The organism is Mesorhizobium sp. L-8-10 (genome assembly GCF_016756635.1).
In the GTDB taxonomy this organism is placed as follows: Bacteria; Pseudomonadota; Alphaproteobacteria; order Rhizobiales; family Rhizobiaceae.
The window spans coordinates 5,334,362-5,361,357 of the sequence record NZ_AP023263.1; the positions used below are offsets into that span (position 1 = coordinate 5,334,362).

27 protein-coding genes are annotated in these 26,996 nt (G+C 61.9%); 15 read left to right on the top strand and 12 right to left on the bottom strand.

The features are described from left to right. Positions 1 to 373: 373 nt before the first annotated feature. The 7 genes from JN280_RS24730 to JN280_RS24760 all read right to left on the bottom strand — a co-directional run bounded on the left by JN280_RS24730 (position 374) and on the right by JN280_RS24760 (position 6,414). Complete coding sequence (locus tag JN280_RS24730; protein ID WP_202306181.1) at positions 374 to 1,123, bottom strand: hypothetical protein; 750 nt, start codon at positions 1,121 to 1,123, stop codon at positions 374 to 376. Positions 1,124 to 1,390: 267 nt separating this feature from the next. Next, entirely contained in the window at positions 1,391 to 1,654 is a 264-nt protein-coding gene (locus JN280_RS24735; protein WP_342216122.1) for an HNH endonuclease, read from the bottom strand. Between the two features lie 313 nt (positions 1,655 to 1,967). After that, positions 1,968 to 2,468, bottom strand: a complete 501-nt coding sequence (locus JN280_RS24740; protein ID WP_202306182.1) for a prepilin peptidase — start codon at positions 2,466 to 2,468, stop codon at positions 1,968 to 1,970. Continuing rightward, the gene (locus tag JN280_RS24745; RefSeq protein ID WP_446720789.1) at positions 2,465 to 2,941 is read right to left on the bottom strand and encodes a tetratricopeptide repeat protein; all 477 of its coding nucleotides are present in this window, start codon (positions 2,939 to 2,941) and stop codon (positions 2,465 to 2,467) included. Before JN280_RS24745 ends, JN280_RS24740 begins: the two co-directional genes overlap by 4 nt. Positions 2,942 to 3,096: 155 nt before the next feature. Further along, complete coding sequence (locus tag JN280_RS24750; RefSeq protein ID WP_202306185.1) at positions 3,097 to 4,056, bottom strand: type II secretion system F family protein; 960 nt, start codon at positions 4,054 to 4,056, stop codon at positions 3,097 to 3,099. A gap of 4 nt (positions 4,057 to 4,060) precedes the next feature. After that, a complete protein-coding gene (locus JN280_RS24755; protein ID WP_244742018.1) occupies positions 4,061 to 4,837 on the bottom strand; it encodes a type II secretion system F family protein in 777 nt (258 codons plus the stop codon). 194 nt (positions 4,838 to 5,031) lie between these two features. Then, a complete protein-coding gene (locus JN280_RS24760; RefSeq protein ID WP_202306193.1) occupies positions 5,032 to 6,414 on the bottom strand; it encodes a CpaF family protein in 1,383 nt (460 codons plus the stop codon). Between the two features lie 828 nt (positions 6,415 to 7,242). Here JN280_RS24760 and JN280_RS24765 point away from each other — a divergent pair. From JN280_RS24765 to JN280_RS24810, 10 genes are all read left to right on the top strand, one after another. Next, positions 7,243 to 7,416 carry a Flp family type IVb pilin gene (locus JN280_RS24765; RefSeq protein ID WP_202306194.1) on the top strand — a complete coding sequence of 58 codons (174 nt, stop codon included), beginning with the start codon at positions 7,243 to 7,245 and terminating at the stop codon, positions 7,414 to 7,416. Between the two features lie 99 nt (positions 7,417 to 7,515). Further along, a complete protein-coding gene (cpaB, locus tag JN280_RS24770) occupies positions 7,516 to 8,544 on the top strand; it encodes a Flp pilus assembly protein CpaB (RefSeq protein WP_202306199.1) in 1,029 nt (342 codons plus the stop codon). Positions 8,545 to 8,630: 86 nt separating this feature from the next. Then, positions 8,631 to 10,058, top strand: coding sequence for a type II and III secretion system protein family protein (locus tag JN280_RS24775; protein ID WP_202306201.1), 1,428 nt, complete (start codon positions 8,631 to 8,633; stop codon positions 10,056 to 10,058). Then, positions 10,045 to 10,332 (top strand): hypothetical protein, encoded by a 288-nt coding sequence (locus JN280_RS24780; protein WP_202306203.1) that lies wholly within the window; start codon positions 10,045 to 10,047, stop codon positions 10,330 to 10,332. The genes JN280_RS24775 and JN280_RS24780 overlap by 14 nt, the downstream gene beginning before the upstream one ends. Positions 10,333 to 10,420: 88 nt before the next feature. After that, a complete protein-coding gene (locus JN280_RS24785) occupies positions 10,421 to 11,947 on the top strand; it encodes a TadE/TadG family type IV pilus assembly protein (protein WP_202306205.1) in 1,527 nt (508 codons plus the stop codon). A gap of 10 nt (positions 11,948 to 11,957) precedes the next feature. Further along, positions 11,958 to 12,455 (top strand): TadE/TadG family type IV pilus assembly protein, encoded by a 498-nt coding sequence (locus JN280_RS24790; protein WP_244742021.1) that lies wholly within the window; start codon positions 11,958 to 11,960, stop codon positions 12,453 to 12,455. A gap of 1 nt (position 12,456) precedes the next feature. Continuing rightward, positions 12,457 to 13,029 (top strand): TadE/TadG family type IV pilus assembly protein, encoded by a 573-nt coding sequence (locus JN280_RS24795; protein ID WP_202306209.1) that lies wholly within the window; start codon positions 12,457 to 12,459, stop codon positions 13,027 to 13,029. Beyond that, positions 13,026 to 14,189: a pilus assembly protein gene (locus tag JN280_RS24800; protein WP_202306211.1), complete on the top strand. Its 1,164-nt coding sequence runs from the start codon at positions 13,026 to 13,028 to the stop codon at positions 14,187 to 14,189. The genes JN280_RS24795 and JN280_RS24800 overlap by 4 nt, the downstream gene beginning before the upstream one ends. Positions 14,190 to 14,501: 312 nt before the next feature. Continuing rightward, complete coding sequence (locus tag JN280_RS24805; protein WP_202306213.1) at positions 14,502 to 15,080, top strand: L,D-transpeptidase; 579 nt, start codon at positions 14,502 to 14,504, stop codon at positions 15,078 to 15,080. Then, on the top strand, positions 15,077 to 15,643 hold the full coding sequence (locus tag JN280_RS24810) for a hypothetical protein (RefSeq protein WP_202306215.1): 567 nt from the start codon (positions 15,077 to 15,079) through the stop codon (positions 15,641 to 15,643). The genes JN280_RS24805 and JN280_RS24810 overlap by 4 nt, the downstream gene beginning before the upstream one ends. Positions 15,644 to 15,937: 294 nt before the next feature. On the opposite strand, the gene JN280_RS24815 is transcribed toward JN280_RS24810, so the two are convergent. From JN280_RS24815 to JN280_RS24825, 3 genes are all read right to left on the bottom strand, one after another. Then, the gene (locus tag JN280_RS24815) at positions 15,938 to 16,516 is read right to left on the bottom strand and encodes a hypothetical protein (RefSeq protein WP_202306217.1); all 579 of its coding nucleotides are present in this window, start codon (positions 16,514 to 16,516) and stop codon (positions 15,938 to 15,940) included. A 171-nt stretch (positions 16,517 to 16,687) separates the two neighbouring features. After that, positions 16,688 to 17,758, bottom strand: a complete 1,071-nt coding sequence (locus tag JN280_RS24820; RefSeq protein WP_202306219.1) for a phosphatase PAP2 family protein — start codon at positions 17,756 to 17,758, stop codon at positions 16,688 to 16,690. 7 nt (positions 17,759 to 17,765) lie between these two features. Next, positions 17,766 to 18,800: an acyltransferase family protein gene (locus JN280_RS24825; RefSeq protein WP_202306221.1), complete on the bottom strand. Its 1,035-nt coding sequence runs from the start codon at positions 18,798 to 18,800 to the stop codon at positions 17,766 to 17,768. 410 nt (positions 18,801 to 19,210) lie between these two features. Here JN280_RS24825 and JN280_RS24830 point away from each other — a divergent pair, with 410 nt between their 5' ends. The 4 genes from JN280_RS24830 to JN280_RS24845 all read left to right on the top strand — a co-directional run bounded on the left by JN280_RS24830 (position 19,211) and on the right by JN280_RS24845 (position 23,471). After that, on the top strand, positions 19,211 to 20,053 hold the full coding sequence (locus JN280_RS24830) for a sterol desaturase family protein (protein WP_202306223.1): 843 nt from the start codon (positions 19,211 to 19,213) through the stop codon (positions 20,051 to 20,053). Positions 20,054 to 20,072: 19 nt separating this feature from the next. Then, positions 20,073 to 20,708, top strand: coding sequence for a methyltransferase family protein (locus JN280_RS24835; RefSeq protein WP_202306225.1), 636 nt, complete (start codon positions 20,073 to 20,075; stop codon positions 20,706 to 20,708). A 77-nt stretch (positions 20,709 to 20,785) separates the two neighbouring features. Continuing rightward, a complete protein-coding gene (locus JN280_RS24840; RefSeq protein ID WP_202306227.1) occupies positions 20,786 to 21,685 on the top strand; it encodes an NYN domain-containing protein in 900 nt (299 codons plus the stop codon). A 1,222-nt stretch (positions 21,686 to 22,907) separates the two neighbouring features. Beyond that, complete coding sequence (locus tag JN280_RS24845) at positions 22,908 to 23,471, top strand: DUF305 domain-containing protein (protein ID WP_244742026.1); 564 nt, start codon at positions 22,908 to 22,910, stop codon at positions 23,469 to 23,471. Between the two features lie 138 nt (positions 23,472 to 23,609). Here the strand turns inward: JN280_RS24845 and JN280_RS24850 are convergent, their stop codons facing one another. Together JN280_RS24850 and JN280_RS24855 are read right to left on the bottom strand one after the other, a co-directional pair. Continuing rightward, entirely contained in the window at positions 23,610 to 24,002 is a 393-nt protein-coding gene (locus tag JN280_RS24850) for a hypothetical protein (protein WP_202306229.1), read from the bottom strand. Positions 24,003 to 24,113: 111 nt separating this feature from the next. Continuing rightward, positions 24,114 to 24,380, bottom strand: a complete 267-nt coding sequence (locus JN280_RS24855) for a hypothetical protein (protein ID WP_202306231.1) — start codon at positions 24,378 to 24,380, stop codon at positions 24,114 to 24,116. A 185-nt stretch (positions 24,381 to 24,565) separates the two neighbouring features. On the opposite strand from JN280_RS24855, the gene JN280_RS24860 reads away from it, so the two are divergent. Further along, positions 24,566 to 26,953: a bifunctional diguanylate cyclase/phosphodiesterase gene (locus JN280_RS24860; protein WP_202306233.1), complete on the top strand. Its 2,388-nt coding sequence runs from the start codon at positions 24,566 to 24,568 to the stop codon at positions 26,951 to 26,953. The last annotated feature ends 43 nt before the right edge of the window (positions 26,954 to 26,996 follow it).

Here is a 26,996-nt window from a genome sequence, read left to right on the forward strand (position 1 = left end):
GCGAACTTTGGTGAACGAAAACGGACGAATATCGACAACATGCTACGCCCTTTCACGGCGGAAACACGGGTTCGAGTCCCGTTGGGCGTGCCAATCATTTCACGCACTTAGCTATCCCTCCCGAAACTGTCCAATCTCTTGTCCAATGCCGCGCTTACGCATCATTGAACAAGCGACCGTGGACAACCCGCCGCCCTTCTGGACTGATGCACACAGGGCATCGAATCTGCCGTGATGGAAGTCGGCCGTTCAATCGGCTGGTGGCAAGGCTAGCGACATGACGCGAACGCTGCCGCTAGCGCATCGTCGGCTGCTCGATCTGCGATCGGGCGGCTACGTGCCCGACCGCGCGGCTGAAGAGCAGGGGCAACCGTCAGGGAGAGACAGTTGTCCCGAGCGTGGGGTCGGTCGCCGGCAGGCCGAGCAGGCTGTCTACCTGCGACACGACGTCCGGCGTGACGGTATGGTTCGCGGCCGCGCTCAGTTCGTTGGCACGCGCCTGGGCGATTGCATCATCGCGCAGGGCGCGTTCTTCCGGCGTGGTGGCGGGCATGGCCAGCGCCGCGAGCATGGCGTTTTCATAAGCTGCGATCATGCCGACGCGAGAATTTGGCGCGGCGTTGGCCCGTGCGGTGGGCGAGGCATGGGCCGCGTTCAGGGCGCCCAGCTTGCTGGCGAGGGCAGTGTGATCCGGATGCGTGTTGACGCCCCGTGCGGATACACCGTGGTCGGTCCCTCGCCCCCTGGTCTCGGTGCCGCGGGCGGTTTCGGCACTGCGTCCGGGTGCCGCGGTGCCGCGACCGGACGCCATGCCGCCGCGTCCGGAAACTGCCGCGCCACCGTGCCCGGCTCCGCTGCCGTGGCCGGCAGCGCCAGCTTGTCCGCCTCCGCCGCCATGCCCGCCGCCGTTGCCGCCACCGCCACCGTTGCCGCCACCGTTGCCGCCGCCACCATTGCCGCCCCCGCCTCCTCCGCCCCCGCCTCCTCCGCCGCCACCACCTCCGCCGCCACCGCCGTTAGCCCAAGCCGTCCCCTGATCGGAGACGATCGGGTTCGGCAGCACAGGGGCGACAATCATGGCGAACACAGATGCCGATGCGAGCAGGCGAGTAACTGGGGTCATCGTTCAGCTCCACAGATCATTTCCCAGATGATCGCTGCCGAATCCGGCAACTTAGGGGCGCTGCCGATCAAAGCGCAATAGTCGTCGAGCCCGATCAGGCCGGAATCCTCGCGTTAACTTTCGCGTCTCCATGCGGCCGCCACCATGGACCTCTTTGAGAAACAAGAAAGAATTGTACAAGAATGCGCGGGCATGTAACGATGACGGGGGGCAGGTCGCCAGGAATGACTGGGCAGCGCAGCGCTCACGCCGAGTAACGGTAGTGTCTCAGCTTGAATTTTCTCGTTGAGCTTTTTGGCGTGCACTATTTTTTTGTTGGCCGCGATGCTGATTGCAGTGAAAGCAGGCGGCGGCGAGATTGTTCAGATCGTCGGTGCCGCCATCCATACGAGCTTTCTTGTGTTCAATGGTAGCCCGTGTCGGGCCACGCTTCGTAAACTGACGGCGGCAATAACAGCACGCCCCACCTTGGAGCTTAACCAGTTTTCGGCGTACCCACATTCGATATAGAGGGTTTCTTAGGTGCTTCATGTATTCCCCCGTATAAAGGGAACACGGCAGCGGCTTGAGCGTCAATCCCCTACTTGTAAGGACTGCGCTTGCCCGGCTTAGGCTCAACGGCGTCCATCTTCCTAGAAAGGTCTTCTATCGACCAAAGAGTTGCCGACACGCCCGGGGCATGCCCAATCCTTGTCAATTGGCAGTCGCCCGACGCGGACAGATCGCTACCCCTTTAGTTCGCGCTTGCCCTGCTTGATCGTCGTTCAGCCGCGGAGCGTCCTTGCGTGCACTGAGCACGGTGGTGTGGCGTGCGGCAGGCGGGACGAGGTCCTAACCGTCGCGATCACACCCAGAAGCGCAGGAACACGACGCCGATGAGGCTTGCGGCGATGGGCACGCCGAAGGGAACCACGCCCTTGCGATCGAGCTTGTCGAGGTAGTGCCGGAAGGTCGGGGCCGGCAACAGAAGCGGATTCTTCACCAGGAAGGCGGTGATCGCGGCGAAGATCAGGAGCAGGATGGAAAACGCCATCAGTCCCTCAGGACCGGCGACCAGCGGGGCGGCCGCCATCAGCTTCACGTCGCCGGCGCCGACCTTCTTCGCCAGCCAGAAGAGGAACAGCACCAGGAAGAATGTCGCGGAAACGATCGCGGCGAGCGCGAGGCTCCACCAGTCCGTCGTCTGAAGCGCCGTGACGGCGAGCCCGCCGGCACCCAGGGCGCCAATCGCCAGCGCGTCGCGATTGGCGATCCTCTGCGTGGTGAAGTCCACCCAAGCGATGCGCAGGAGCAGCGCCACCGTCACCGCCGCGATCAGGATCTGCGCGGCAGCCGAAATGCTCATCTGTTGATGTTCTTGACGCTCGACTGCAGCAGCTCGAGATTGTTGGCCACCGTCGGATCGTTGGGCGCGAGTTCATAGGCCTTTAGGAAATTCTGGCGGGCCTCCTTGAGGTTTCCGCGCAGGAGATAGGAATAGCCGACATTGTTGTAGTAGGCCGGAGTGGCCCCCACCAGCGGGTAAGCCTTCCTGTAGGCCTTGTCGGAAAGATCGAAGCGGCGGATGCGGTCGCAGGATGCCGCGAGGCCCAGCCAGGCCTCGCCATCGTTGGGGGCAAGCTGCGTGGCCTTGTAGAACAGCGCTCCGGCATTTCCGTAGTTCTCCGAGCGGAACTGGTTCTTGGCCTCGGCAATCGCCTGGTCGGAAGCGAAATATTCCACATCGGCGATCGTTTTCAGGCCTTCGAAGGTATCGCCGAAGGCGGTGAACTCCAGTTTCGCGGGCTCATTGGTGCGAACCACACCGTCAGAGGTCATCGCAGCAGATTGACAACCTGCGAGTATAGAGGCCAGAAGAATTCCCGCCAAAGCAGCAAGCGGCGGCTGCTTCATTGCATTGCGTCCCCGTTTCAGTTCCCTATAACCCCAAGAACATAACAAAACCTCAATGTCTAGAACGCGCGGGCAACGGTTCAGAAGAAAACACCCTTCATGCGGATGATCACGGGCAGCATCACGACCATCATCACGACGGGAAATATGCAGAGGCCGAGCGGGACCATCATCTTGACGGGCAGGGCGTTCGCCTTCTCCTCGGCACGCAGAATGCGCTGCGAGCGCATTTCGTCGCTGTAGACGCGCAAGGCCTCGGTCAGGCTGGTTCCGAGTTCCTCCGATTGCCGGAACAGCACGGCCAGCGAACGCGCCTCCTCTATGCCGATGCGGTCGGCGAGTTCCCGAAGCGCCTCGCGCAGCGGTTTGCCAGCGCGCATCTGCAGGGTCATGATCGCCAGCTGGATGCCGAGCGCCCTGTGCGTGCCGGCAAGCTCGCTGCTGACGCGCTCGACAGCGGCTTCGAGGCTCATGCCGGCGTCGGCACAGGTGATCATCATGTCCATGAAATCAGGAAAGCCGCGGCGGTATTGCTGCTTGACGGCATTCTCGAAGCGGTCGAGTGCGATGCTCGGGATAACGATGCAGCCGAGGCCAATCAAGAAGGCGCCGCCGAATGCGACGATGCTCGGCAGATGTGGTGGAACGACAGTCGAGAGAAGCATATACGCGGCGAGAAAGCTCCCCACGACGCATCCAATTCGCGAAAGATTGTACGCCATAGGCGCCCAGGACTGGTGGAAGCCGGCCCGGAACAGCTTGGCTTCCAGCGCATCCGGCTCGCCGCGTTCCTTTTCCGCCGCACGGAAATAGGCTTCAACCGGCCGCTGCGCCGCGATCTTGACGAACTGGGTCTGCGCCTGCAGCGAGCGGCGGCTGGTTATCCCGTCGGCGAGCAGGGTTTCGGTCAGCCGCCGCCGTGTCTCGATCGCCGGCGTGACCAGGACATAGCCGAATAGGAATAGAGCGACCGACGCCACGAAGACGGATGCCGAAATCAGTAACCCGGAATTCTGGAGATTGGCAAGAAGGTCGGTCATGGGATCAGAAATCGAAGTTGACCATACGGTACATGATGAAGTCGCCGAGCAGCGCCCACAACCCGAATATCGTGAACACGGGCCTGATGAGGGGGCTATCCCAGACCTCGCCATAATAGCTCGGCGCGATCAGCAAAAGTATTCCGAACATAATGATCGGAAACGCCGAGATGATAATTGCGGACACCCGGCCCTCCGCAGAAAGCGCGCGGATCTTCAGCCGAAGCTTCTGACGCTCGCGCAGCACCGAAGCAAGATTCGCCAGGATTTCGGTCAGATTGCCGCCGGTCTTGGCCTGGATCGACAGGGAGACGGAGAGCAGATGCAGCCCTTCGAACCCGACGCGCTCCGACAGCTTGCGCACCGCCTGCTCCAGGCTGAGGCCGAAGGTGACCTCGTCCGAGGCGATACCGAATTCGGTGCCAAGCGGATCCGGCATTTCGCGCGCGACCAGGGAGATAGCGACCGACGTCGGGTGTCCGGCCCGCAGCGAGCGCACAATCATGTCTAGGGCGTCGGGCAACTGAGCAGCAAAGCGGGCAATGCGCCTTTTTCGCGCTCGGCGGAGAATAAGGATCGGCAGGGCAAAGCCGATCAGCAGGAAACTGAGAAAGGCCGAAAGCGACCCGACGATGAGAAAAAGGCGCAATACGAGCGCAACGGCCACGCCGGCCAGAATAAACGTCATGCCGAAGGCAATCGGACTGCCCGTAATGCCGGACTGGGTATAGAGCCGATTGAGAGCGATTGCGCCGTAGGCGAAATCGCCGGTCTCGCTCAAACCTCGCTCACGCAGCAGACCCTGGAGCGTCTGTTCGGCCGGCGCCTCTTCCGTGAGCCGCTTCAGCCGCCGGTTGATCGTGCCGGCGCGCGCGCGGCGGCCTGCATAGGAGACGTAGAAGGCCTCGACGGCGAGTATGGCCGAAGCGGCTGCCAGCACGTAGACGACGTAGAGGAGGGTCTGGCCGGTCAGCATCAGAGGGGCACCTGCGGGTTGAAGGCGTCCCTGGCGAAATGGAAGCCGAACGTCGCCGCCTCGGTGGCGAAGCGCGGACGGACGCCTGTCGCCCGGAACTCGCCGACGATCTTGCCGTCGGCGGCTACGTCGCGCCGGACGAAATGATAGATCTCCTGAAGCTGGATGACATTGCCCTCCATCCCGGTAATCTCGGCGATCGAGATGACGCGGCGGCCGCCGTCGGAAAGACGCTGGGTCTGGACGATGATGTCGATGGCCGAGGCGATCTGGGCGCGGATCGATTCCTGCGACATGGGCATGCCGGCCATGCCGACCATCTGCTCCATCCTGCCGAGGGCGTCGCGCGGCGTGTTGGCATGGATCGTCGTCATCGAGCCTTCATGGCCGGTGTTCATGGCCTGAAGCATGTCGAAGGCTTCCTCGCCGCGCACCTCGCCGACGATGATGCGGTCGGGCCGCATGCGCAGCGCATTCTTGAGGAGTTCGCGCTGCCTCACCTCACCCCTGCCCTCGACATTGGGCGGGCGCGTCTCCAGCCGCCCCACATGCGGTTGCTGGAGCTGGAGTTCGGCGGCATCCTCGATGGTGATAAGCCGCTCCTTGTGGGAAATGTAGCTCGAAAGCGCGTTAAGCAGCGTGGTCTTGCCGCTGCCCGTGCCGCCAGAAACCAGGATCGACTTGCGCGCCTGCACGGCGATCTTGAGGAGTTCGATCATCGGCGGACGGATCGAATTGAATTCCACCAGCCGCTCGAGCGAATAGGGCTTCCTGGAGAATTTGCGGATCGATACCAGCGGTCCGTCCACCGAAATCGGCCGTACGGCGACATTGACGCGCGAGCCGTCCTCGAGCCTGGCGTCGACCATGGGCGAGGATTCGTCGACACGCCGTCCGATCGCCGAGACGATCTTGTTGACGATGCGCAACAGATGCGCCTCGTCGCGGAAACGTACCGCCGTTTCCTCGAGTTGGCCGCGCCTTTCGACGAAGACGCGGTTGTGCGTGTTGATCAGTATGTCGGCGATCGTGTCGTCCTTCAGCAGCGGCTCGATCGGGCCGAGGCCGAGCATCTCATCGGCCGTGTCGCTGGTGAGCTGGTCGAGTTCGCGCGCATTGAGCGGTATGCTGCGGGCGCGAACGAAGTCGCGCACCACGGGGCGGATTTCCGTCAGAATGTCGTCCTTGGACGCGGTCTCCAGCGCGGCGAGGTTGAACCGGTCGATCAGGTGACGGTGGAGCTCGACCTTGACCGACAGAAGATCGTCGTGCCGGCCGGCCGGCGCGACTGCCTCTTTCACGACAGGCGCCACGACCGGAGCGGCCACCGGTTGCGGCTCGGGCCGCGGCTCCGCACTGCTTCTGGTGAATCGGCCCAGCATGGCTCAGCCCCCTTTACCCTTCTTCAGGGTTCCTCATTTTCGAGATCTTCGCAAGGCTTTGTTAACCTTAGAGTTAATGCCCCGGAACGTAAGCTCGCATCCGGGCAGAGTGAGCATCAGACCCACCCCTCCCCGGCGGCGCCAGATCCCGCGGAGCGATCCGTTAAAATATCTGGAATATTTTTCGTTAACTACTTGTGGTCAATACTTAAGAGATTATCGCCTCGCGGCGGTACGTGCACCCATGTTACCTGGCGACGGCTCTTTTCTTACCAACCCGATACGATCTTCGACTGCCGAAGCCCTGTCGGGTTCCGTGGCGCTGCGTGCAGCTAGCTCGAACCGGCTATCGATCCGTCGATCATTTATTCTACAAAAACGCGATACCTGGCCAGATGATCTACATCAAAGGGTGTAGCCGGACTACTCCCCTACGACTTATCGGATAGCATAGGTGGGTATGCATTTCTGCAACCATGATACCACCGCAGGAGAACGGAGCGCCGGATTTCGGTAGAGATATAAATATGACATTCCTTGTCATAATATAATTACCTATATCCAGATCGTACAGAGTGCGGACACTCCCGGCCTATTGTCGCGAAATGGTTAAGGTCACGGAATTCTTTAACGGAATCAATCGGATACGAACGCCATCGACAAGCATATTCTTGTTCGAGCAGATATAGTTCGGTTAAGGAGCCGTTAATTTCATTTGACTTATATTTTGTGCCGTTCCTAGGATTGCAACTGACGGGGGATGCTGGGGTTTGGGTACATTTCCTTGCTCGTCTCGTCGGGTTGTAACCTCTTTAGGGAGAAATTGGCATGAACAAGCTCATGACGATCGCCCGGCAGTTCCGCGACGACGAAAACGGTGCTGCCATGGTCGAATACACGATCCTGCTCGGCATCATCACGGTGGCAGTCATTCTGTCGGTGATTTTCGTCGGCGGTTGGGTCGGGACCCAGTGGACGGCACTGACTACCCAGTTGCCGTAACAGGCGAGACTTCAGGCTCGGGCATCCAGTCCGGGCCTGAATTGGTTCTGGGGGCCGAACCTCAAGTTCGGATAGCGTAGCTGCTGCGGGGTGGCTAACATGCGTGCAAATACCATCATCATGGTGCTTCTGGCCGCCGTGTTCGGCGTGGTCGCGGTGGTGCTCGCCAATATGTGGCTGGCGAACCAGCGCAGCGCGATCGCCTCGCCCAGTGAAGTGCCGCGTGAGACGATCGTGGTAGCGGCCGTGCCGCTGAAATTCGGCGACGTCCTCACGAGCGACAAGCTGCGCGAGATCGCTTGGCCATCGGGCGCTGTTCCGGCCGGCGCCTTCAAGACCAGTTCGGAACTGCTTTCGGTCGAAGGCGGCAATCGCCAGGCGCTGCAGGCGATCGGCGCCAACGAGCCGGTGCTTGCGACCAAGATCACCGGGCCGGGACAGCGCGCCACGCTTTCGGCGGTATTGGCCGACGGCATGAAGGCCGTATCGATCCGCGTCAACGACGTTCTCGGCGTCGCAGGCTTTGTTTTTCCGGGCGACCGGGTGGACGTACTCCTAACCCGCAACGTTCGCCAGGCCGAAGGCGGCGAAAGGGCCTATGTCGACGTGCTCTTGCAGAGCATCAAGGTTCTCGCTGTCGATCAGATCGCGGACGAGAGCAAGGAAAACCCGACCGTCGTCAAGGCGGTCACGCTCGAAGTCTCGACTCGCGACGCCCAGAAGCTGACCCTAGCCGCCGGCGCCGGGCAGCTTTCGCTGGCATTGCGCCAGGTCGCGTCCAATGAAGGCGAATCGACAGACCGAATTACGCTCGCCGACCTCACCGGGGAGACGCCGGAAGATGTGGCGGCGCGGCAGGCGGCGCTCGAAGCCGAGCGCAAGCGCGCCGAGGAGCAGTTCAACGGCATCCGGCAGGTTGTGGAAAACCTCGGAGAGCGTATCGATGAACGCGTCGGAAATGTCGAGGATCAGCTAAACAAGCTCAAGCAGCCTGCGCCCGAGCCGGAAGCGCACGAGGTGGTGAGGGAAGTCGTCAGATATATCCAACCCGAACCGCCGGTCAGGGCTTCAGTCGGCGTTTACCGTGGCATGGATCGGCAGGTTTACGACGTGCCACGGGCAAGGTAGCGTTATGGTTGCAGCGGCCCGACCTCGGTGGCCGGGCCTCACAAACGTTCCGCGCATCCAAACGCGGTCGAAGGAGGGGTTCGGTCATGATGTTCGTCAGATTGGGCTGGCTGGCCCGGGTATTCGCACTCCTGCTGGCATTTTCAGCCGGCGCGCTTGCGGCGGATCGGAACATCGACGTCTCGCGCGTCCGTGTCCACCGGGTGTTCATTCCCATCTCCCAGTCGGTGACGATCCAGGTCAACGCCAATCTGGGCGACATCGTGATTGCCGACAACAGGATCGCCGACGCGCAGCCGATGACCGATCGCACGCTCTATGTGATCGGCAAGGGTGTCGGCACGACTTCGGTGAACCTGTTCTCCGAGGACAAGCGCTCGCTCGGGGTCATCGAGGTCGAGGTCGGCGTCGATGTGGACGACATGGCGATCGCCATCAGGCAGGTGGCGCCGAAGTCACGCATCACCATCGGCTCGGTCAACGGCAAGGTTCGCCTCGGCGGCCGCGTCAAGGACGGCGCCACGCTGGCGAAGATCCTCGAAGTGGCCCAGCAATACGGACCGGACACGGTCATCAATTCGGTCGAGGTCGAGGACAGCCAGCAGGTCAATCTCGAAGTGCGCGTTCTCGAAGTGTCGCGGAATGCCGGTCGAGAACTCGGCGTCTCATGGTTCGTTAGCACCGACGAGCCGGAAAGAGCCGGAGGACTGCCGGCCGGAGCGGTGATCGGAACCTTGGCCGGTAATTTCGTGACAGGCAACTCACCCTTTGCCACCATCATCGCGAATGTGATCGACGCCGGCGTCAATGTCGACGTCATCATACGTGCGCTGGAGGACAAGCGTCTCGCCCGGCGGCTGGCCGAGCCGAACCTGACCGCGCTCTCGGGCGAGACGGCGAGCTTCCTCGCCGGCGGCGAGGTGCCCATCCCCGTCGCGCAGGAAAACGATACCATCACCATCGAATTCAAGGATTTCGGTGTGAAGCTCGACTTCACCCCGATCGTGCTCGAGGGCGGCAAGATCAACCTCCGGCTCAATCCGGAAGTGAGCGAGGTCGACCCGACCAACACGATCCGCACCAGGGACATCGAGATTCCGTCCTTCATCACCCGCAGGGCATCGACGGTGGTCGAATTGCGCGACGGACAGAGCTTCGCCATAGCCGGCCTGCTGCAGTCGACCGGCCGCAAGCTGCAGAGCCAGGTGCCCTGGTTGAGCCAGGTTCCGGTGATCGGCGCGCTGTTCCGCTCGTCGAGCTACATCAAGAACGAAACCGACCTCGTCATCATCGTCACGCCGCGGCTGGTGCGACCGGCCAAGCCCGGCCAGCAGGTGGCGACGCCGCTCGACAAGACCCGGCCGGCCAACGACCCCGAATTCTTCCTGCTCGGACAGCTCGAGGTCACCCGTGACATGGTGCGCCGCTACGAACTCGGCGACGGCGTGGTTGGACCTTACGGCCACATGCTCGACGTCCCAGCCAAGGACAAGATGATCTATGCCAAGAAATAGAACACTTTTCGCGGTCCTCGCCGCCACGGGCCTACTCGGGGGCTGCGCGGACTATCTCAATCATTACGAAACGGTGACGCTGGCGGCCGGTGACGCCCAGAAACATAACCGGCTGCTGCATACGGTCGATCCCTTCAATCCGGCATCGAAGGTGACGGCCATTCCGACCGACGGGCAGCGGGCGGCCGATGCGGTGAAGAACTACCGGACGTCGCAGCAGGCAAAACCACCGCCGCCGGCGAACGTGACCGTGAATCTCGGAACCAATAACTGAACAAACGACAAATGAACAAACAGGACGCGATGCGGCAGGGCTAAAGGGGTTACGGGACGAACGGAGGCGTCCCGCGGGGAGTGTGTAGATGTGCAGGGTTTTGGAGAAAATACGCCAGTTCCAGGCAGACGAGCGCGGCATGGCGCTGATCCTGGTGAGCATCATGCTTCCGGTCATCATCGGTTTTGCGCTGCTCGCAATCGACATGAGCCGGGCAAACAGTCTTCACAATGATCTGCAGAAGGCGGCCGACAGTTTCGCTCTGGCGTCGGCGGCGGAGCTCGACGGCGGACCCGATGCCTGGACCCGGGCGGAACGGGCGCTCGCCAATCTGGTCGACAACACCAGCACTTTCTCGACTTCGGGGCCGACGACACTTGCCAGTGCGGGAGGCGTCACAGTCGATCCGTCGAACTCGGCCTGCCGGTCGCGCGGACACATTTCCTGGTGCTTTCTCGAGACGATACCGGCCAGCGATACGACCGACGTTTCGGCAGCCAATCATGCAGCGACACCCGAGGAGACCGAGTTCATCGAAGTCACGGTCAACCCGACAGGCTTCGCTGCGATCTTCCCGGCTTCGTTCCTGACGGGCAGCACCGCCGACAACGGCTTCAATGTCGGCGCGAGCGCAGTCGCCGGTTTTGCAGGCGTGGTCGTCTGCGACATGACCCCGCTCTTCATCTGCAATCCGTTCGAGGATCTGGGGATTCCCCTCCACCAGGTCGTCAACAACCAGAATTTCTACAGGAAGGGCATCAAGCTCGTGCAGGGCGGCGGCACCGGAAGCTGGGGACCCGGCAATTTCGGTTTCCTCCGCCCGACCGACGATCACGGCTATGGCGCCGCGGAACTCGCCGACGACATCGCACAGGCCGATTCCCCCGAATGCGTCAATTCCCGCGGGGTCTACATGCGCACGGGCGGCCCGCAGCCGGCCGTTCGCGACGCCATCAATGTCCGCTTCGACATCTATGGCGGGCAGATGAAAAAGACCGATCCGGCGATCCCGCCGGCACCCAACATGCGCAAAGGGTACAAGTACAAGAACCCGGCCAATCCCAATGCCTGCAACATGGATCCCGTGACGGATGCCGCCGAACTCACCCAGTACCGCCATCTGACGCAGGACAGCGCCTATACCGGGCGCATCGGCAACGGCATGTGGGACTATGAAGGCTATCTGGCCGCGAACGGCTTCACGGCTTCCGACATGGCGGGCTTCGTGGACAGCGACGGCAATGCCTATTCCAATACAAACCCGCCCTCGCGATACGACCTCTACAGATACGAGATCAGCAGCGGCCTGGTGGACAATCCTTCGCTCGGCGGCGAGACGGGCGTTCCGGCATGCCATGCCAGCCCGTCGACCGATCCCGACCGTCGGCTGATCTATGGCGCCATCATCAATTGCGGGGAGCACGCCACCGAACTCAACGGCCAGAGCGGAGCTGCGATCCCGGCTGTCGGCTTCGCCAGCTTCTTCCTGACCGAGCCGGTGGACCAGGCGCGCACGAATGGCGACATCATGGCAGAGATCGTCGATATCGACGGCGAACAGGGGCGAGGCACCATGATCGGCTTCGCGAAGGACAATGTTCAGCTCTACCGCTAGGCGCACCGGCATGCTCCGCAGAATCGCCCGACGGTTCCGTCGCGAGGAGCGCGGCGCGATCCTGGTCGAGATGACGCTGATCACCCCGCTGATGATCGCGCTGTCGGCAGGCGTCTTCGAGTTCGGAACCATCTTCCACCGCAAGCTGCTGATCGAGGCCGGCCTGCGTGACGCGGCGCGCTTCATGGCACGCTGCACGGATGGATTTTCCGCGGTCGCTACCGATTGCACAACCGCGGCACAGAACATTGCCAAATACGGGATACCGACCGCGGGGACGCTCAGGGTGACCGACTGGACGGCGGCCGTCGCCATCACGACCTATACGACGACCAACAACGTCGATTCCGTCACCGGCCTCCAGGACTATCGCGGCACCGGCGCCAACGTCACCACGGTGCGCGTCACCACCTCGTATACCTACGGGGCGACCTCGCTGCTTGCCTATATCGGCCTCGGCCCGATCACCTTCACGGCCTCCCAGGAAGAGCGATTCATCGGGTATTGAGATGCGGCAACCGAACGACTTCAGAAAGGACGAAGGCGGCGCCGCAATGGTCGAAATGACCATCGCGCTGACGCTGCTGCTCACTCTGACGCTTGGCTTCGTGGATTTCGGCTATGCGTTCTATCAATGGAACGCGGCCAACAAGGCCGTTCAGGTGGGCGCCAGGACTGCCGCCGTTTCCAGTCCCGTGAGCACCTCGCTCGCCAGCGCCGCGAATACCGCGGACTCCGCATTGGCGGGAACGGCCATGGGGTCCGGCAGCTTTCCGACCTATTCCTGCACAGGCGCCGGTGGCTGCGCCCGCTTCAGCCAGGCCAATTTCGACACGATCTACAACCGGATGGTGCCATTCTTCCCCCGGCTCCAGCCGGCCAATGTCAGGATTACCTATACCGCTACCGGGCTGGGCTACTGGGGCCGCCCGGGCGGGCCGGTGCCGACCGTCACCGTCAGCCTTGAAGGCCTGACCTTCCAGTTCTTCTTTCTCAGCGGACTTCTCGGCCTCAACAACATAACCATGCCCTCCATGCTCAGCACGGTCACGGGCGAAGACCTGAAGAGTACCTGGCCATGAACGCTCTCAGTCCCAAAGTCCTGCCTACCAGGCGAAAGCGCATCGCGCTCTATTCCTCCGACCCCCAGCTCCGGCGCGAAATCGCGACGCGGCTCGATGCGCTTGCCATCTACGATGTCCAGGTCGCCGAGACGGAAGCCTTCCTGGCGGGACCGCCGGCGGAAGGACGGCCGAGCGTGGCCATCCTCGACGTCGGCGAGGGCGAACTGCTCGCCGGCTCCCGGCTCGTCGACGCCCGCGCCGCCTGGGCCAATGTTCCTCTCGTGGCACTCTCCGGAGAGCTCGGCTCCGAACAGATGCGCAACCTCGTCCGGCTCAACGCGGCCGACTGGCTGCGCAAGCCCTTCGACGGAAAGGAACTGATCAATGCCGTCACCTTCCACGACAGCGGCAGCCAGGCGTCGAAGAGCCGGGTCATCACCTTCATCGGCGCGACGGGCGGCGCCGGCGCCACGACGCTCGCCCTTTCGGCCGCGGATCATCTCGCCTCCCGGTCCGCGGAGCGGGCCGCGGCGACCTGCCTCGTCGACCTCGATTTCCAGCACGCCAATTGCAGCGCCTACCTCAATGTCTACACCGAGTTCGACATCGAAGGCGTGGTCGCCAATCCCGACCGGCTGGATGTCGAACTGATGGACCTCATCAAGCTGACGCGCAAGCCGGGCTTCACGCTCTATTCCTTCGAGCGGCCGAGCCTGCCGTTCGCGTCCAACGGCCAGGATTTCGTGTTCAAGCTGCTCGATCTGGCCGCCTACCGTTTCGAGGATGTCGTCATCGACCTGCCCAATGTCGAGACGCCGTGGCAGAACTCGGTCCTTTCGACCAGCGACGAGATCTTCGTCGTCTTCGAACTCAACATCGCCTCGCTGCGCCACGCCAAGCATCTCTTCCAGAGGATACGCGGCCTGCGCGGCAACGGCGCAAGCATCACGCTGGTCGCCAACAAGCGCAAGCGCAAGCTGTTCGGCAACCATTTCTCCCGCGGCGAGCTGGAGAAGATCTTCAGGCAGCCGCACATCAAGGCCGTCAGCCTCGACACGCCGCTGCTGACGGATGCGCTCAATCGCGCGCTGCTCCCGTCCGAGGTGCATGCCCGGGCGCGTTTCAACAAGGACGTGAAAGCAATCTTCCGCGAGCGGCTCGATGCAAAGGCGCGGTAGAAATGCGACGACGCTGCGGCAAGCGGTCTTCTCTCCGTCGGCGGCCGTCGTCAAGGTCACGGAATGGATCCTCGGGTCGGAGCCCGAGGATGACGAAGACGGGTACGCTTTCGTCAATCGCCAACCGTTGTCGCCAGTGGCGCCGGTGGTTTGCCGCGGCCTTTCCACTTCGTCATCCTCGGGCCCCGACCCGAGGATCCATGCCGTGACCTCGAACGCGACCGCTACGGTGAAGGACTGGGCTGCCATGCGACTCGACAGCGTTCCGGTCCACCTCCATGGCGAGGCCCGAACCCACGGTTCGTGTCCATCATGAGCAGGCACTTCAATTTCGTCATCCTGGCCATTGCCGGCATTCTTTGCGCCGCTCCACCCGCCGCCGCCGAGGCCGGTATCCAGCGTGTCCACCGGGCCGACCGCCCCCGGCTGCCCGGCATGGGCCCGAGCCTGCGCAACTCGGTCAGCCTGGACACAAATGAACGCGCCGGGACGATCATCATCCGCAAGGACGAGAAAGCCCTCTTCCTGGTAACCGGCAAGGGACAGGCGCTGCGCTACAGGATCAGCGTCGGCCGCGACGGCTTCGGCTGGACCGGCACCGTGAAAGTGGGCGCCAAGCAGATATGGCCCGAATGGCGGCCCCCGGCGGAGATGCGCAAACGCGAGCCGGACCTGCCGGAACTGGTGCCGGCGGGCCCCTACAATCCGCTTGGCGCGCGCGCGCTCTACCTCCACAAGAATGGTCGCGACACGCTGTACCGGATTCATGGTACCAATGATCCGAGGGGAGTCGGCTTCGACGGCACCTCTGGTTGCTTTCGCCTGACCAACACCGATGTGGTCGATCTTTTTCAGCGGGTCCCCGTAGGGACAAAGGTCATCGTGCAATGACGACAATCCGTGACACGACAGCACCTCCGGTCGAGGGAGAATTCCGGCAGCAGGGCAACAGAAGCACCGGAGGGAAACTCCTCGCGATCCTGGGCGTGTCGGCCCTCGTGCTGACCGCAGTCAATCTGACGGCCTCCATCTCCCTTTACCGGGCGGCGAGTGAGGTGCGTGGAGTCGAAAAGCGGCTGGAGGAACTTGCGGCCTTCGAGAAGCGGATCATCGAGCGGCTCGACCTGGTCAACACCGGCATGCAAAATCGGGTGCACGAGCTCAATCGCGATTTCGACATGCGTCTGGGGCTGGTGAACGAGGCGATGGCCGATTTCGATCGCGGCCTGTCGCGGTTGCGCTCGGAGATCGGACTTGGCGCCGCGTCGCTGCAGTCGGACCTGCCGGTGGAGACCATTGTGCCCTTGTCAGAACCAGCCGCGGAAGAAGAACCGTCCGTCATCGCGGCCGATCCGCCGCGGCCGCGACGCAAGTCAGCGCCGAAGCCGGTCAGTCCGGCCTATCAGCGGATCGAATTGCCGGACGGCAAGGTCACCTACCGCAAAGTTCAATGAGACTCCGCCGTGCTAAGGCATGCCGCATCGCGTGCGCGACTCTGGCAGTGACCGCGTTTGCAGCTGTGCCGTCCTCGCAGGCTGCGGAGGCCGAATGCTATCGGGTGGTCAATGTCGATCTCTGGGACGTACTCTACATCAGGAGCAGACAGGATCACCGCTCGAAACCGACTGGGGCCATAGCGCCAGACCACACCGGCATCATCCACGCTACCGGCGCCTGCCGGCCGCGAGGCGCGAGCCGCAAACGCCAATGGTGTCCGGTCGACTACTATCCTTTGCCGACGGTGCGTATCACCGGCTATGTGAAGGCCTATTTCGTCGCAACTGCCGCCTGTCCTCCAGGTCAAATGCCAGTTCCCTGACGGCTGTCGACACCGTCCGCTCGCGTCGACGAGCCTCGGCCAGGACTACCATGTGGCACCAGGCGCACGCCACCAAACCGAGCGACAGGACCAGGACAGGAATTGCGCCGAGTTGGCTGCCCTGCAGCAGGTAGCTTCTCGCGGCCGGCGCGGAATGGGAGCTGGCGACCGAAGCGCCGCTACCGACGACAAGCATGCTGGCCAGGAGAAGCAGGGTGGCATGATTGATCAGGAACGAGACCGGCCCCCACTGCCGCATTCCTGTCGCAAGCGCGATCAACGCCGCCAGGCCGGAGATGGACGCAATTTGCAGCGGAAGCGAGTGGCCCGTGACCATATCCAGCCAATTTGCGCTATCGCGGAACAACGCTCGAAGTTCAGACGACGCAGCCCACAAGGGAGGCGCTGGTGGATAGATGTCGAGCAGATATGAAACGACACGCTCGGTCATGAACAGGCTTAGGACGAGGATCGGAAATCCGGCAGCGACGTATTTGCGGCGAAGCATGACACCCTCCGTTACCCAGGAGGATGCCCCATAAAAGTTGTCCGAGGCTTAATACCGGTCTCAATGCAAGCTCCGCGGGCGCATCGACGCAAGCCGCAGAATTCTTCGAACGCCGGCACCTTGCGCACGTCGTGGCGGTCACGATAGCGCCAAGAATTCCGTCCGTTCTTTCTAGCGCCGCGCGTCTGGAAACGCTGTCGTGGTGTCGCCGATCAAGTTCGTCTCCTCGATTCCAGCGCCTACCGCCAGCGGGTTCCGCTGCCTATCGAAATGGGCCAATCGAGCGCTGTACGTTCTGACGGCTAGTATCGAGGTAGCGGCCACCATCATCCCAGCGATTACGTCGATGAGGTAGTGGCCGCCTTCCGGCAAGGTGCCGATGATCATCAGCAAGTTCAACATGCCGACGGGAATCCAAAGCGCACTGTGTCGCAGGGAATATACGACAAGGATACCAAGCGTTGTGTGAAACGACGGAAAAGTCACCAGTCCATTGACCTCGGTCAGGACCAACTCGAACGGCATTCCTGATCGAAGGGCCGACAGAACCGAATAATGCCACATGCCCGCTTGCGCTGTGAAATTGCTGAAATCGGCGGGGCCGGGGTCGAAATAGGTGTACGCGCCGGCTGCCGGAATGACGCTCATCAGGGCAAGAGAGATGGTCGCCGATATGCCGAAAAGCGCGATGAACTCAATAGCGTAATGCTCAGAGCGCTGCATGGCGTGCCAGAAGAGCACCAGAGGCACCTGGAATGCCAGGCTGTGGTATGCCACCAGCAAGACGGTGCTGAAGAAAGCGCTCTCATTTACCGCGATCAGGAAATTGAGCCAATTGAAACCCAGCGCTTCGTCAATCATCGCCAATTCAGCGTCGGTAAGCGGCTTATCAGTAGCTGACGAAAGATACATGAAAACCGATATCGACATCGACAGGGGAAGGAAGGCACCGACGAGAGCAGCGAAGGCCCGAACTCTTTCCGCCACGCCTCGAATTACCTGAGCCATGCGGGAAAAATCCCGGTTCAGGCGATAAAGAACGAAGGAGCATGCGAGCCATACAAGGGCGAGGCAGCCTGATGCCTTGATAAGATCGACCCAGTTCCGAGCAGCTAGATCCACCGATGAGAAAGGCAGCCTGAGAAGGTCAATCGCTCCCAGGAGAAGAGTGATCCCCAGCAACAGCACCAATAAGCCTCTCGATCCTGCCCACACGGGATCCCTCAACCACTGGTCGCGCATCCAATCCTCACTCGAATCCAGGATATTTGCCTTCACCCGGGTGCCGCCGCTTCCAAGTCGTCAATACCATCCACCCCGCGTCAGCTTGCCCCAGAATTCTAAGCAGCGGCCGCTCGATACGCTCGTGGATGCGCCATGCCAGCAAAACGGAAGCCCCCATTCCGACAAGGATTATCACATCGGCCGGCAAGTGAAACTTCAGCCAAAGGACGGATAATGCAGTGATGACAAGGCTGTGGACGAGATAGAGAGTATATGAGCCGTCCCCAAGATAGGCCCATACACTTTCGCCTGCTCTGATCTGCATGGTGCCGTAGACGATCAGTGCGGCAGGCACGCCATAGGCCAGCAGGCGTGGGAATGCACCTTCGCCCGCCAGGAAGCTGACGGTCTCGCCGGTCGGTGCGGTGCCCGAGAAACCCGTCGCCAGAAGCGCGACCATACCGGCAGGAATCCCCAATAGGCCCAGCCTTCGCCCAGGCAGAAAGGCAATCCCCACCCCCAACAGGAATTCTACGATGATCGGATTTCCCAGGAACTGGAACAGGGGACCGTAGGGCCGCAGCACCAACGCGATTGCATACATGGCCACAAGCACGTAGACCCATCGACGGTCTGCCAGGACGAGCGCTGCCGCCGAGTAGAACAGCGCCTCGAAGCAGAGCGTCCAGGCCACCGGGAGCATCGGCGTGGTCATGACATCGGTCGCCGGCCAAAGGAGAAAAGTCGCTATGAAGTCGCGCCAGCCGAAGCCGACGCGAGCCGCCATAAACAGCGCAGGAATACAGACAAGATAATAGATCGGAACGATGCGTCTGAGGCGCTTCCAGGCAAATTGCCGCCAGGTCAGGCCGCGAGCAGTTCTTGCGATCACAACGCCCGAAAGCACGAAGAAGATATCGACGCCACTTATCCCGACTGCTGCCAGTTGGAGCGGCAGGAGCCCTGTCGACCCCGTTGCCGCCAGCGCCGTCTGGGCGGCATGGGCGTACACCACCATCAGCGCCGCGACGAAACGCAATGACTGCAGTGACCAGATCAACGCGGTTCCCCCCCAGTTTTGATTGGACCACTCATTCCCCGGCAGCGCAATAGATTGGCTGACAAAGGGTTAACGTCCTTGGACGGGGTAGCCCGCGAAGTTGTTCAAAAGGATCGCAAATAAGCAACTGCCGCTTCGGGTATCTCCTACCAATTTTGGATTAGGCATTAACTATCCGGAAACCATCGGCTTGCCGGACGATCGAAACCGTGGTTTTGATTCTGACAGGGGCTGGACATGGCTGGAATCCTGACAAGCATCGTGGCAGGAAGCGGCAGGTCGCAATTGTGGCGACCATGCTTACCCTCAACCATGCCGTTCGCGTCAGCGGTGGTGCTTGACGTCGCTGACGCGCCCTGCGTCGCCAAAGCTTATGGTTTTTGTATCGATCTGCGGATCGCCGACCTTCCTTGCGCGCAGGAACCGTCGGCTGTTTTCGGGGGGGTGCTGAGTTGATCCTGGAGCCTGTAAAGACCCTGCTGATCGCGTTCCTGATCTTCGTTCCGCTTGAGCATCTCTTCAGCGTTCATCGCAATCAGAGAACCTTTCGCAAGCAGTTTACCAACGATGTTGTCCACGCGCTTCTGAACGGATTTGTCACCAAAGCGGGACTGGTCGGCGTCGTTGTCGTCGGCACTGCGATCTTCGGGTGGTTGGTCCCGCCCGCTCTCAAGGATTGGGTCGGAGGCCTGCCCCTATGGTTGCAAGTGCCGGCGATCATCCTGTCTGCCGACCTCACCTACTACTTCGCCCATCGTGCCTTTCACACCGTTCCATTCCTTTGGAACATTCACGCGATCCACCACAGCATCGAAGAGATGGACTGGATGGCTGCACACCGAAATCACCCAGTCGATCTGATCCTGGGTCGAGGAACTGCCTTTGTGCCGGCCGTCGTTTTCGGCTTCTCCGACACGGCGATCGGTGTGTTCGTCGCCATCTTCCATTGGCACGTCCTGATGATCCATTCCAATCTCAAGCTTTCATTCGGGCCGCTCAGGTGGCTGATCGCCTCACCGCAGTTCCACCATTGGCATCACGCTGATGAGCGAGTTGCCTATGACAAGAATTTTGCCGGCCAGTTGCCTTTTCTCGATGCTCTGTTCGGTACGCTTTATATGCCGGGAAAGCGGATGCCGGTGAAATACGGCATTCGTGACGCCGTGCCCGGGAACTATATCCAGCAGATGTCCTATCCATTCCTGCCGAAAGCCAAGGAAACAGGAGATGATGCTTCAATCGCAGACGCGTGATCTGATCGGCCGAGGAACAATGACCGCATACTTCACGGTTTGCGCGACCTTGAAGGCCATCCAGCTTACAGCAATGTTCGACGCGATGGATGGTTCGCCACGGAGCCTGATCGATCTCGCCGCTGGAGTCGCCAGCCTTGGCTTTCTGCTTCTTATAGTTGTGACGACAGTCAGGCGATTGCCGCCGAAGCGTTCGGCGGAGGGAATTCAGCCCCGCGTCGTTGCCCTGCTAGGCTCATTTGCCACGGTGACGCTGATCGTGCTCCCGGTTGTCGAGATATCCCCGGCAATTCGCCTGATCGCCGATCTTCTCACGATTGTCGGATTTTCCCTTTGCATTTGGTGCCTTTGGTGGCTCGGTCGGTCCTTCAGCATCATGGCCCAGGCGCGCCGGCTTGTGACGTCGGGCCCATACCGACTCGTCAGACATCCCCTTTACGCATGCGAAGCTGTCGCGCTCGCCGGGATCATCCTGAGCAATCCGTCTTGGGGGGCATTGGCGATCGCCTCCATGGCTTTGGGATTTCAATATCTGCGCATCCGCAACGAGGAGAGTGTGCTGCGAACAGCCTTCCCGGAGTATGCAGCCTATGCCGAACAGGTGCCCATGCTTTTACCGCGGCTCAAGGCGCCGAGACCGGCGCTCCAGAACTAGTCACCCGCCTCAAGATGTCACCGCTCTCCCATTGTGGGACGATGTTCTAAGTTGGGCCCCACGAAGTAGAGGAAGAAATGTCATCGGAGAATCGCTCGCCGCGGCTTGCCGTTCTTATCGACGCCGACAACGTATCGGCCAAGATCGCCGACGGGTTGTTCGAAGAAATTGCGAAGATCGGCGAAGCCAGCGTTCGCCGCATCTATGGCGACTTCTCAAACGGTCGCTCGAGGGCTTGGGCCGATGTGCTGCCACGGCATGCGATCATTCCGCAGCAGCAATTCGCTTTCGGCAAGAACGCCTCCGACATCACCTTGGTAATCGACGCGATGGACTTTCTGTACAGGGGTCGTTTCGACGGCTTCTGCCTTGTTTCCTCCGACAGCGATTTCACGCGGCTTGCGGCCCGCATTCGCGAACAGGGTGTCGACGTCTTCGGTTTCGGGGAGCAGAAGACCCCGGAAAGCTTCAGGCAGGCGTGCCGGCGGTTCATCTATATAGAGAATCTTATGCCGACTGTTCCGGCGAACAGCGCGGATGTCGCCCGCTCCGCCAAATCCCGCCTGCCTCCGGACAATGCTGTACCGATCATCAAGAAGATCATCGAAAAAATGGAGAGCGAAGGCGGCTGGGTGCCGCTGGGTGCCGTCGGCAACCAACTTGCGAAACTGGCGTCCGATTTCGATCCGACGAGGTACGGCGTCCGCAAACTGAGCGATCTCATCCGAAGAGTGGACTCGTTCGAAATCGACGGTTCCCAAGGCGGTACGATGCGCATTCGCATCAAGCCATCATCGCAGAAGGGACCCAAGCCGAATCGGGCAACCGGCGCAACAACATCCTTGATATCGAATGATGCCGGGCCGACGCCGCGGACAGGCGCAGGTCAAGCCCTTGCCGTGTCAAGGCCGTCGCAGCAGCCAGCGAAGGGTCGCAATGAGAAGGAACGCGAGCGACAATGCAGTTCCGGCAATTGATGAGCCGTTCTGAGCGCAGAGCATTATCTCTTGCCACCGGCAACGCTCCTGAGCATCGCCGAGCGCCTTGATCGTCCTATCAGAAGGCATCGTGCGCGCCGTGCTGCGTGGAGGCGGTTCAGAAGGCTGCACATGGACCGCGCCTCGGACACTGACAGTTCGGTCAGCGCGATGCCGGAATATGTCGCCGGCTCGGCGAGTGTGCCGTCCCACACCAGCCACGCATCGGTAGGGTCCTGGAAATGCTCGAAGCGATCAACGTCATTCACGCGCAACCTGCCGCCATCTGTTCGAAGGGTTGTACGCGGATAGATTGCGGCGATTAACGAACTCCTACCGTCACGTCACGGGGTATGGCGCGCGTATTGGCAGGCGCCGGGTCGTGCGCCCGGCGCCGCCCATCGGCGGGCGGCAGACCGTCCGCCCACCAGGCTTGTGCCGACCTCGGTGCCGGCACTTCTCACGATGCCGCGCCCAGCATGGCCAGCAATTCGCTTCGCGAGAATCTCACCGTGTACCGATATTGCGACTGGCGATCGTATAGACCGTCGGCACAGAACGAGAGGCAAACCTCGTCTCCGTCCGACGCAACTTCCTGTCGCCCCACAGGTCCGTTGAAGATCGTGCGCTCGCTTCCCGGCCGTTTCGCCGGGCCTACATGTACTCGCATTTCTGAATCGCCCCGTATGCTGCCACTGTTCAGTTCGCTGACGATAGCGCGTGCGGGAACGCTGGACAGACAGAGCCCCCCGCGGAAACGGCTACCGTCCGCGTCGAGAGCTCAGGCCGGATGAACTGCCTCTCCCCCAAGGCCCACGTACATCTGAGCGGCGGCCATGATTGCCGAACAGAACAAATTGTCAAGCCGGCCGCAGTTGATGAAGATCATGAATTCTTGAAATCGATCTCTTAGATTGATCCGGCCTACACCCTCCCCGCTTTTTCCATACGAAATGGGAATGTATATTCTCCAAAGCCAGTCGCCGGTGGGCAAAAACCTGACGCGTGGTACCCGACGCAACGACGGCCGCAGCCGTGGGAAGCGGACGTTGATTTGAGAAAAGGGGGACGCGCAAACACCCACCGAACATGCGAACCGAAAAACTCGAAACGGTTCTCGACCACCCCGGCGGATAGCCGTCACCAGTGGGCTGCCGACCCTCCGTCGAACCAAATCCCGGTCGCCTACGTTCCTGCTTCGATGCCGACATCGAAGAAAGGAATGAAAATGGGTCACCAACAGCACATGATGAGCATGGGCTGGGGTCGGTTCGCAGCGATGATCGCGACCTCTACCCTGATTATGTTCCTACTGATGTATCAACTCGTCTACAGCTACGATCACGCCACGTTCAGCCTGAACCGGCTTATTGCATCGCTGCTCATGGGCTGTGTGATGGCTGTCGTCATGCTGGGCTTCATGTGGTCGATGTACAATGGAATGGGCATCAAGCTCGCCATCTTCGCAGGCGCGACCGTTGCTGCCGTCACCCTGCTCTACGTCAACCGCAGCCAAAGCCTCGTGGATGACACGATCTTCATGCAGTCGATGATTCCGCATCACTCCATCGCCATCAACAATGCCCGGAGAGCCGAAATCAGCGACCCGCGCGTGCGCCAGCTTGCTGACGGGATCATCGCATCCCAGGTGCGGGAGATCGAGGAAATGAGGCTTCTCATCGACGACATCGAGAAGAACGGAGAGCGCGCCAAGCAGCCAATTCCTGCACGTCCCGCGACTGTCACGCCGGACATGATGCCGAAAATCCGCGAGGCGATTGAGTAGCGGCGGAATTCCGCGACGGGTCGTCTCGTGACATTTCGGGCCGGCACCAAGCGTCAAATTCTGGCCACCAGATGCAGCGCGCAACACCAAGAAGGTCTGTGCGATCACGCGGCGTCCAGTTTGATTGCGTTACGGGGCTCAGTTGATCCCCTGGGCCGTCCTGTCGATCATCATCAACGCATCGTTGATGCCGGTTCTCAGGTTGACCAGTTCCTCGCGATTGAGCGTCAGCGGCAACTCGACCCCCTGCAGCGCCAGGATAAGGACGGCCGTGCGGTCCGGCCGCACGCCGACGGTAATGCCGCCGCGAACGTCCTGAAGCATCGGAACCTCGCCGGGGGGGAGCGCGGCCTTCAGTTTTGCGAATTCCGCAGCGAGCCCGGCCACGACCATGGGAATGCAGGATGCGGCGAAAGGCATGCGATAGGTCTTGCCGCTTGCAGATTCGAGCAGCAGCGAAACGGTCTGCGCGTCCACATTTGCGCTCGCCTCCCGCAGCAAGACCAGCCGTGGCCCGCGTGTTGCCGACATGGTTGCCCCTCCTTCATCGCCCAAACGGCCGCCGCGCGAACCGTTCCGCGAGCGGGATCCGTCGCGACATGAAGCAACCAACGCGGCGGTCTTCGCCATCAACAATTGGAGCTATCCGTGTCCCGGGCGGGCGCTGCGCGCCGGATGCGGCGCCACAGCCGCGAAGTCGATCAGTCCGCCCGCCATCGTGACGGGGTCGGGAGTCTCTGCGAAGAACAACCATACCCAGAGCGGAGGGAGCGACACATCCAGGAAGACGATGAGAGCGGTTTCCACCGCAGGCAGCAGGCGCGCGCCGAGCGTGAACAGCGCCAGTCCGGCGGCTGACGCCATGCCGAAGAATGCAAGAAGGGGCAACTCCTCCACGGAAACGGTCAACGGTACTCCGGGGGGCCAGGACATGAGCGCACCAAGCAGAGCGGACATGCATGCCGGGATGGACCTTCGCAGGCGCTGGCGCGTCCGGCAGGCACCTTTCTCTCAACCCAGAATTAACGCTTGCGATTCACCGCTTCTTCAACGCCCGGGTGCTAGCCGTGCCGCTCGCGTTTCGGAGGTCCGGCATGCTGACCGTCTACAATTGTATCGTCGATGAGCACGACCTCAGGCTCGTGATCCTGGCCGCGCTCGTCTGTACGCTGGCCTCGATGGCCGCCATGAACCTTCTCCATCAGGTGCTTCGCTCACGAGACCGTCTGCGCGCCTTCTGGCTGGGGGTCTCGGCAGTCTCCATCGGATTCGGGATCTGGGCGACGCATTTCATCGCGATGCTCGCCTTCTCTCCTTCCCTGCCCACCGCCTATGACGGCCTCCTCACCGGTGCCTCGCTGGTCGTGGCGATCGTGCTCACCGGCTTCGGCATGTGGGCTGCGACGGCACAGCAGAAGCTCGACAACCGTCTCGCCGGTGGTGCGTTGATCGGCTGCGGCATCACGGCCATGCACTTCACCGGCATGGCAGCCTTCGAGGTTCCGGGGCATCTCGCCTGGGATCCCGTCCTGGTCGCCGCGGCTCTGGCAGCCGCGGCAGGCTTCGGAGCAGCGGCCGTCTGCGTCGGTCTCGCCCGCAGCGATTGGCGCGCCCGGGTCTGCGGCGCCCTGCTGCTGACCGTCGCTATCTGCAGCCTGCATTTCACGGCCATGGCGGCCGTGTCCATCCTGCCCGACGCATCGGTCGAGATTTCCCAGTCGGCCGCCACGCCGTTCTGGCTGGCCGTCGCCGTGGCGATCGCGAGCTTCGTCATCCTCGTCATCACGGCGCTGGCGCTGTGGATCGACCTGAGAGATCAGCAACGGTCCCGGCTGGAGGTCACGCGCATGCAAGGCCTCGCCGACGCAGCGGTGGAAGGGCTGATCGTCTGCGACGGCCAGGAGGTCGCGACCGCCAATGCCAGCTTCCTCGCTTTGGCAGACGTTTCGGCGAAGGCGATCGCCGGCCGGCCGCTCGCAACCTTCTTTCCCCATCGCGCCGTGCTCGACAGGCTGGAGGCCGGTCTCTCGGAAGTCTTCGAGGCCGAACTCACGCTGCCGGACGGCGGAGCCGTGCCGGTCGAACTCATCTCCCGACCGGTCTCATATGCCGGCCGCCCGCACGTCGCGGTCGCGGTACGTGACATCAGGCAGCGCAAGGCCAACGAGGCCGACATCCACCGGCTCGCGCACCATGACAGCCTGACGGGCCTGCCCAACCGCCGCAGCTTCGCGACGCGGCTCGATGCCGAACTGGACCGAATGGCGGGCCAGAGCGGAAAATACCTGGCCCTGCTCTGTCTCGACCTCGACCGGTTCAAGGAAGTCAACGACCTTTTCGGGCACGCGGCAGGCGACGCCATGCTGCAGAAGGTGGCGCGATGCGCCTCGCGGGTGCTCGACGACGGCCATATGCTGGCGCGCCTGGGCGGCGACGAGTTTGCAGTGATCGTACCCGGCCTCGCAGCCCCGGCCTCCGCGAGCGTCGTTGCCGAAGCGATCCTGAAGGCATTGAGGGAAGACAGCCAGACCGCCCAGAGCGACGGGCTGGCCTCGACCAGCATCGGCATCGCGATCTATCCCACGGATGCTTCCGAGCCCGAGGTGCTGCTCAGCCACGCCGACACCGCGCTCTACCGGGCCAAGGCCGAGGGCCGCAACACCTATCGTTTCTACGAGCCGAAGATGGGTGTCGAAGCACGCGATCGCAGGCTGATGGAGCATGAACTGCGGCACGCGATGACGCGCGGCGAGTTCCATCTCGTCTATCAGCCGCAGAAGCTGCTCGACAGCGGCGAGGTGGTCGGCTTCGAGGCGCTGCTGCGTTGGACGCATCCCGAACGCGGCAACGTCTCGCCGGCGCTCTTCGTGCCGATCGCCGAGGAGAACGGCATCATCATCCAGATCGGTCACTGGGTCATGGAGACGGCCTGCCGCGCGGCCGCATCGTGGGAAAAGCCCTTGACGATCGCGGTCAACGTGTCGGCAGTCCAGCTTCATCAGACGGATTTCGCGCGCAGCGTCGAAACCATCCTCGCAAAGACCGGGCTCGCGGCGCACAGGCTGGAGATCGAGATCACCGAGACGGCTCTCGTACGCGACATGAGCCGGGCACTCGCCTCGCTGCGTCAGCTCAAGGAATTGGGCGTCAAGGTGGCGATGGATGATTTCGGCACGGGCTATTCGTCGCTTTCCAACTTGCGCGCCTTCCCCTTCGACAAGATCAAGATCGACGGCTCCTTCATCCGCTCGGTCGATACCAACGAGCAGGCGGCAACGATCGTGCGTGCCGTGCTCGGCCTCGGCAAGGGGCTCGGGCTGCCGGTACTGGCCGAGGGTGTGGAGACCGCGAGCGAACTGCGCTTCCTGGCCGCGGAGGCCTGCACCATCGGCCAAGGCTACTATCTCGGCCGCCCCGCGGCGCTCGAAACCTTCGCGGAGGCCGAACCCCACGCGGCCGACGACGCCTCCCGAGCGGCATAGGCCGGCGGGCCTATCCTTCCGCCTTCGTTCGGCTGCGCCGCCC

Excerpts from the sequence above, each read along its gene's own strand:
- JN280_RS24800 (WP_202306211.1), top strand. The coding sequence starts at position 13,026 with ATGAACGCTCTCAGTCCCAAAGTCCTGCCTACCAGGCGAAAGCGCATC.
- JN280_RS24835 (WP_202306225.1), top strand. The coding sequence starts at position 20,073 with ATGACCGCATACTTCACGGTTTGCGCGACCTTGAAGGCCATCCAGCTT.
- JN280_RS24820 (WP_202306219.1), bottom strand. The coding sequence starts at position 17,758 with ATGCGCGACCAGTGGTTGAGGGATCCCGTGTGGGCAGGATCGAGAGGC.
- JN280_RS24840 (WP_202306227.1), top strand. The coding sequence starts at position 20,786 with ATGTCATCGGAGAATCGCTCGCCGCGGCTTGCCGTTCTTATCGACGCC.
- JN280_RS24850 (WP_202306229.1), bottom strand. The coding sequence starts at position 24,002 with ATGTCGGCAACACGCGGGCCACGGCTGGTCTTGCTGCGGGAGGCGAGC.
- JN280_RS24760 (WP_202306193.1), bottom strand. The coding sequence starts at position 6,414 with ATGCTGGGCCGATTCACCAGAAGCAGTGCGGAGCCGCGGCCCGAGCCG.
- JN280_RS24735 (WP_342216122.1), bottom strand. The coding sequence starts at position 1,654 with ATGAAGCACCTAAGAAACCCTCTATATCGAATGTGGGTACGCCGAAAA.
- JN280_RS24810 (WP_202306215.1), top strand. The coding sequence starts at position 15,077 with ATGACGACAATCCGTGACACGACAGCACCTCCGGTCGAGGGAGAATTC.
- JN280_RS24805 (WP_202306213.1), top strand. The coding sequence starts at position 14,502 with ATGAGCAGGCACTTCAATTTCGTCATCCTGGCCATTGCCGGCATTCTT.
- JN280_RS24785 (WP_202306205.1), top strand. The coding sequence starts at position 10,421 with ATGTGCAGGGTTTTGGAGAAAATACGCCAGTTCCAGGCAGACGAGCGC.
- JN280_RS24860 (WP_202306233.1), top strand. The coding sequence starts at position 24,566 with ATGCTGACCGTCTACAATTGTATCGTCGATGAGCACGACCTCAGGCTC.
- JN280_RS24730 (WP_202306181.1), bottom strand. The coding sequence starts at position 1,123 with ATGACCCCAGTTACTCGCCTGCTCGCATCGGCATCTGTGTTCGCCATG.
- JN280_RS24815 (WP_202306217.1), bottom strand. The coding sequence starts at position 16,516 with ATGCTTCGCCGCAAATACGTCGCTGCCGGATTTCCGATCCTCGTCCTA.
- JN280_RS24765 (WP_202306194.1), top strand. The coding sequence starts at position 7,243 with ATGAACAAGCTCATGACGATCGCCCGGCAGTTCCGCGACGACGAAAAC.
- JN280_RS24775 (WP_202306201.1), top strand. The coding sequence starts at position 8,631 with ATGATGTTCGTCAGATTGGGCTGGCTGGCCCGGGTATTCGCACTCCTG.
- JN280_RS24790 (WP_244742021.1), top strand. The coding sequence starts at position 11,958 with ATGCTCCGCAGAATCGCCCGACGGTTCCGTCGCGAGGAGCGCGGCGCG.
- JN280_RS24750 (WP_202306185.1), bottom strand. The coding sequence starts at position 4,056 with ATGACCGACCTTCTTGCCAATCTCCAGAATTCCGGGTTACTGATTTCG.
- JN280_RS24795 (WP_202306209.1), top strand. The coding sequence starts at position 12,457 with ATGCGGCAACCGAACGACTTCAGAAAGGACGAAGGCGGCGCCGCAATG.
- JN280_RS24745 (WP_446720789.1), bottom strand. The coding sequence starts at position 2,941 with ATGACCTCTGACGGTGTGGTTCGCACCAATGAGCCCGCGAAACTGGAG.
- JN280_RS24845 (WP_244742026.1), top strand. The coding sequence starts at position 22,908 with ATGAAAATGGGTCACCAACAGCACATGATGAGCATGGGCTGGGGTCGG.
- cpaB (WP_202306199.1), top strand. The coding sequence starts at position 7,516 with ATGCGTGCAAATACCATCATCATGGTGCTTCTGGCCGCCGTGTTCGGC.
- JN280_RS24780 (WP_202306203.1), top strand. The coding sequence starts at position 10,045 with ATGCCAAGAAATAGAACACTTTTCGCGGTCCTCGCCGCCACGGGCCTA.
- JN280_RS24740 (WP_202306182.1), bottom strand. The coding sequence starts at position 2,468 with ATGAGCATTTCGGCTGCCGCGCAGATCCTGATCGCGGCGGTGACGGTG.